General features: G+C 43.0%; 1 pseudogene. It reads left to right on the forward strand.

What is annotated here, in order from left to right:
• Positions 1–662: pseudogene (locus VJL_RS22035) on the forward strand (ISNCY family transposase); the annotation flags it as partial.
• Positions 663–765 lie beyond the last annotated feature (103 nt).

A 765-nucleotide genomic window follows, 5' to 3' on the forward strand; every position in this document is an offset into this window, starting at 1 on the left:
GCCTGATGAACTTAAGGTTCAGCGAAACCGAATCGGCCTTTGATTACATGCTAACAACGAGAGAATATCTTAATGAACACGGCAAACCCGTAGCGTTCTACAGTGATAAGCATTCGATTTTTCGGGTGAATCAGGAAAAGCAAAAACAAGTCGGTCAAACTCAGTATGCCCGAGTATTAAAAGAGTTAGGTATTGAACTGATATGTGCGAACAGCTCTCAAGCTAAAGGTCGTGTTGAGCGAGTAAACTTGACGCTACAAGACCGACTTGTCAAAGAGATGCGCTTACAAGGAATTAACACCATCGAAGAAGCGAATGCTTGGCTTCCCTACTTCATTGCCGATTTCAATCGACGCTTTGCTAAGCCGGCAATGTATCCGAAAAATATGCATCGAAAAGTGCGCGAAACCCCACAGGAACTCGACGATATTTTCAGTTGGCAGGAAATTCGTAAGCTCTCTAAATCACTGACATTTCAATATGACAAAGTGGTTTATCTCATTGAGCCAACGGAAGAAAACACTCGCTTAGTACACGAGCACGTCAAAGTCTTAGACTATCCCAACGGAGACATTGCGATTGTGTATGGCCACAGAAAGTTGGAATTTAAAATTTTCGATAAGCTTGAGCATGTTCAGCAAACCCAAATTGTCGACAACAGAAACGCACCAGGAGCAAAAAATGTATGGTCCGCCCCGTTATTGCAACTACAATTAAGTAATAACGGAGTTGGTTTGCGCTAATGTATTCGGAGTCCACGTTGGG

This window comes from Vibrio jasicida CAIM 1864 = LMG 25398 (assembly GCF_000400365.1).
Lineage (GTDB): Bacteria > Pseudomonadota > Gammaproteobacteria > Enterobacterales > Vibrionaceae > Vibrio > Vibrio jasicida.